The 3922-nt window shown below is 61.0% G+C and carries 3 protein-coding genes and 2 pseudogenes; all 5 read left to right on the forward strand.

Features of this window, described 5'->3' with window-relative positions:
• The first annotated feature begins 62 nt into the window (after positions 1–62).
• The 5 genes and pseudogenes from BFN67_RS20445 (at position 63) to istB (ending at position 3789) form a co-directional block, all read left to right on the forward strand.
• Complete coding sequence (locus BFN67_RS20445; RefSeq protein ID WP_080920771.1) at positions 63–908, forward strand: IS5 family transposase; 846 nt, start codon at positions 63–65, stop codon at positions 906–908.
• 57 nt (positions 909–965) lie between these two features.
• Positions 966–1175, forward strand: a pseudogene (locus BFN67_RS20450) (IS6 family transposase); the annotation flags it as partial.
• A 123-nt stretch (positions 1176–1298) separates the two neighbouring features.
• A pseudogene (locus BFN67_RS24980) lies at positions 1299–1430 on the forward strand (MarR family transcriptional regulator); the annotation flags it as partial.
• A 107-nt stretch (positions 1431–1537) separates the two neighbouring features.
• A complete protein-coding gene (gene istA / locus BFN67_RS20460) occupies positions 1538–3034 on the forward strand; it encodes an IS21 family transposase (RefSeq protein ID WP_139789217.1) in 1497 nt (498 codons plus the stop codon).
• Complete coding sequence (gene istB / locus BFN67_RS20465) at positions 3031–3789, forward strand: IS21-like element helper ATPase IstB (protein ID WP_080920594.1); 759 nt, start codon at positions 3031–3033, stop codon at positions 3787–3789. Before istA ends, istB begins: the two co-directional genes overlap by 4 nt.
• Positions 3790–3922 lie beyond the last annotated feature (133 nt).

Consider the following 3922-nt stretch of genomic DNA (forward strand, 5'->3'; position numbering starts at 1 on the left):
AGTTGAGTGATATCAGCAGGTTGTGATTCCGTCGGATTTGCGAAGATTCGATGGAGAGCACGATGCCGTGGACTGATATCACTCGGCGCGATTATGCCCGCGAGGCGGCGCGCTACGCAAGTGACCTGAGCGATGGGGAATGGGCGCTGATCGCGCCCTTGCTGCCTGGACCGAGGCCGGTTGGTCGGCCGCGTGTGGCAAACCTGCGCGAGGTGGTGAACGCAATCCTCTACATGGCGTCGACCGGCTGCCAATGGCGCATGTTGCCGAAGAACTTCCCACCCTTCACCACGGTGCAGAACTACTTCTATGCCTGGCGCGATATCGGCATCCTGCGCGCCGTCAACAACACACTGGTGATGGCGGCCCGGGAGCAGGAGGGCCGGGAGGCAAGTCCGTCCGCCGGCGTCATCGACAGCCAGTCCGTCAAGACCACTGAAAGCGGTGGTATCCGGGGCTTCGACGCAGGCAAGAAGATCAATGGCCGCAAGCGCCATATCGTGACCGACACCAGCGGGCTCCTGGTCGGCCTCGTCGTTCACAGCGCGGCGGTTCAGGATCGCGACGGCGCGGCGCAGGTGCTCAAGTCCATCGTGAAGCGCTGGCCATGGCTGCGCCACGTCTTCGCTGACGGTGGCTATGCGGGCCCGAAGCTGAAGGGCGCACTGAAAAGGAGCGGCTGCTTTGTGCTGGAGATCGTCAAGCGAACGGACAAGGCAAAGGGCTTTGAGCTGCTACCGCGCCGATGGGTAGTAGAACGGACCTTCGCCTGGCTCGGACGATGCCGTCGATTGGCCAGGGACTTCGAGAAAACGATCGCCTCGGCCGAGGCATGGATCTTCGTCGCCAGTATCCGACTACTCACCCGGCGGCTCGCAAAACCCCTGAAATCAAATCGATCTTTCTGAGTCAGGCTCTTAGAAGTGCAAGATACTTGACGTCACCATTGCGATTAGACAACCCCATCTGAGAATTCGCACGTGCCGCTGCGGAAACGAGAACGAATGATGCAAGGTTTTCGATCACCTGGAGGCCTGCAGCGCTTCGTCTCGATATTCTCGGCCGTGCGCAATCTCTTCGTTCCATCCCCTACAAACCGCTCCGCTTCCCAAATCCGAAAGCATCGCCTTCAAGCCATCGCCCAATGGAAAGCTGTGGCCCTGCAGATTGCCTGAAAAACGCGCCCAGCTTCCGCACGCCTACCGGTCAAACAATGTGACAGACCACGGCTGTCATGCGCCGGCGTCTGGAACAATGCCCGCCTTGAATAGTAAGCACGCTTATTGTATATCCCGCTCATGGTTTCTGAAGGCACAGACAGATTGGGATTTTTGATCCACGACGTGCAGCGCTTGATGCGCAAGCGTTTTGAGACGCGCGCCAGCGGCGTTGGCCTGTCCTCGGCACAATGGCGGCTGAGAGCGGCGGTGCAAAATTAGTCCACGGTAGCGGCGGGATCGTCCCGCTTCGGGCGGCGTAAAAGCCGGCCACCTATTTTCCTTCTGCGACGAATGCAGGAGGGTTGGGGATCTACACCGTGGAATTATATCTGAAGGTCCGTCTGGCTTGCTCGGAAGGAATGAGCCGGCGTCAGGCTGCAAAGCATTTCAACATATCGCGCGATAGCGTGGCCAAGATGATGTCGTATTCGACGCCGCCGGGCTATCAGCGTCAGTCACCGATCCGGCGGCCTAAGCTGGATGCGTTTGTTTCGACGATCGATCACTGGCTTGATGAGGACATGAAGGTGCCGCGCAAGCAGCGCCATACGGCCAAGCGGGTGTTCGACCGGCTTCGTGGCGAGTGTCGCTTCACCGGCGGCTATACTATCATCAAGGACTACATGCGCGAGCGGGAGCAGCGTCGCCAGGAAGTGTTCGTGCCGCTGTCGCATCCGCCAGGGCATGCGCAGGCCGATTTTGGCGAGGCGATGGTCGTCATTGGCGGTGTGGAGCGGAAGGCGCACTTCTTCGTGCTCGACCTGCCGCATAGCGACGGCTGCTATGTGCGGGCCTATCCGGCGGCTGTGTCGGAGGCATGGGTGGACGGCCATATCCATGCGTTCGCCTTCTTCGGCGCAGTACCGCAATCGATCGTCTACGATAACGACCGCTGCCTCGTGGCCAAGATCCTGCCCGACGGCACCCGCAAGCGCGCTACTCTATTCAGCGGGTTTCTGTCCCACTACCTGATCCGGGATCGTTACGGCCGGCCTGGCAAAGGCAACGACAAGGGGAACGTCGAGGGTCTCGTCGGCTATGCCCGTCGCAACTTCATGGTGCCGATCCCGCAGTTTGCGACATGGGAGATGTTCAACGCCTGGCTTGAAGAGCAATGCCGCAAGCGCCAGCGCGACAGGCTGCGCGGCGAGAACGAGACAATCGGGGAACGGCTACAGCGCGATCTGGCCGCGATGCGCGCGTTGCCGGCCTCGCCCTTCGATGCCTGTGATCAGGCCAGCGCCAAGGTAACGGCCCAGTCGCTTGTCCGCTACAAGACCAACGACTATTCCGTCCCGGTCGCCTATGGCCATCAGGATGTCTGGGTCCGGGGCTATGTCGACGAGGTGGTGATCGGCTGCCGCGGCGAGATCATCGCTCGCCATCCCCGAAGCTGGGAGCGGGAAGACGTCGTCTTCGACCCACTGCATTACCTGCCGCTGATCGAACAGAAGATCAATTCGCTGGATCAGGCTGCACCTCTCCAGGGCTGGAACCTGCCCGAAGAGTTCGCCACGCTGCGCCGCTTGATGGAAGGCCGTATGGCAAAACATGGCCGGCGTGAGTACGTGCAGGTTCTTCGCCTGCTGGAGAGCTTCGAGCTTGCGGACCTGCATACGGCAGTGAAGCAGGCCCTTCAACTCGGAGCAATCGGCTTCGACGCCGTCAAGCATCTGATCCTGTGTCGGGTGGAGCGCCGGCCGCCGAGACTGGACCTGTCCATCTACCCATACCTGCCGAGGGCGACGGTCGAGACGACATCGGCGAAGGCGTATATGCGACTGCTTTCCGCGCATGGGGAGGAAGCGGCATGAGCACTGACGTGCCCGAGATCCTGCTCTCCCATTATCTCAAAGCCCTCAAGCTTCCGACCTTCCAGCGCGAATACCAGAAGCTGGCTCGGCTATGCGCCACCGAGGGCGTCGATCATGTCGGATACCTCACCCGGCTTTCCGAAAGGGAGATGATCGAACGGGATCGCCGCAAGGTCGAGCGCCGCATCAAGGCGGCAAAGTTCCCGGTCGTCAAAAGCCTGGACAGCTTCGACTTCACCGCCATCCCGAAGCTCAACAAGATGCAGGTGTTGGAACTGGCGCGTTGCGAATGGATCGAGCGGCGCGAGAATGTCATTGCGCTTGGTCCCAGCGGCACGGGAAAGACCCATGTGGCGCTCGGCCTCGGCTTGGCTGCATGCCAGAAGGGCCTGTCCGTCGGCTTCACGACAGCCGCTGCGCTGGTCAGCGAGATGATGGAAGCGCGCGACGAGCGGCGTCTGCTACGGTTCCAGAAACAGATGGCCGCCTACCAGCTTCTCATCATCGATGAGCTGGGCTTCGTGCCGCTCTCCAAGACCGGCGCGGAATTGCTGTTCGAGCTGATCTCGCAACGCTACGAACGGGGTGCCACGCTGATCACCAGCAATCTTCCGTTTGACGAATGGACGGAAATCCTGGGGTCCGAGCGTTTGACCGGCGCGCTGCTCGACCGCATCACCCACCACGTCAACATTCTCGAGATGAATGGCGACAGCTATCGCCTCGCGCAAAGTCGCGCCCGAAAGGCCGGCTGAACTACCCTCCAAAAATCGCCGCGCACGCATAAGACCCCCGCTCGGGCTACGCCCTCCCGGACGTCTCATGCGCGCGCCGAAGTGGCCGACTTTTACGCCGCCGCGTGGCCTGATTTTACTCCGCCGTTGACAT

Source organism: Manganibacter manganicus (assembly GCF_002075885.1).
Classification (GTDB): domain Bacteria; phylum Pseudomonadota; class Alphaproteobacteria; order Rhizobiales; family Rhizobiaceae; genus Mesorhizobium; species Mesorhizobium manganicum.

Coding starts and splice junctions, on each gene's coding strand:
- BFN67_RS20445 (WP_080920771.1), top strand. CDS start 63: ATGCCGTGGACTGATATCACTCGGCGCGATTATGCCCGCGAGGCGGCG.
- istB (WP_080920594.1), top strand. CDS start 3,031: ATGAGCACTGACGTGCCCGAGATCCTGCTCTCCCATTATCTCAAAGCC.